The organism is Collinsella aerofaciens, assembly GCF_032584215.1.
GTDB lineage: Bacteria > Actinomycetota > Coriobacteriia > Coriobacteriales > Coriobacteriaceae > Collinsella.
In genome coordinates this window covers 1-465 of record NZ_JAWHPN010000118.1, presented here as the reverse complement: position 1 = coordinate 465, position 465 = coordinate 1, and the positions used below count along the sequence as shown (strand labels likewise).

The window sequence follows — 465 nt, the reverse complement described above, 5'->3', positions numbered from 1 at the left end:
GTCTTGCCCCGCAGATCCTCCACAGAGTGGACGGTATCGCCGCTCTCTACAATGTAAAGCACACCCAGGGTGTTGATGGCCAGCACCTGCACGCCGCCCTCGGTGTTGTTATAGAGGACGGAAGCCAGATTGGCCGGGACCGCAGCAAGATCCGTAGTCCCTTGGGCCAGAGCGGCGGAGACCTCATCGGTGGCCGCGGTGATGCTGAAGTGATAGTTGTTGTCGGTGAGTTCGCCCGTGTCTGCCTGGCTCATGAATTCCACCATGCCCATGGCAGTAGGCCCCTTGAGGGCCATCACATTGACATCCACCGGAGCAGCCGTCTCCTGCTGGGACGTAGTTTCCGGCTCCGTTAAGGTCGGAGAAGTGGACTCCGCACCATCCGCCGCTGCATTGGTGTTGCCGTTTCCGCCGGAGCATCCGGCCAGAAGTGCGGCAGAACGGGACAGGCGGCCCGTAAACCAA

1 pseudogene is annotated in these 465 nt (G+C 61.3%); it reads right to left on the bottom strand.

The window, feature by feature from the left end:
• Positions 1-465, bottom strand: a pseudogene (locus tag RX395_RS10030) (hypothetical protein); the annotation flags it as partial.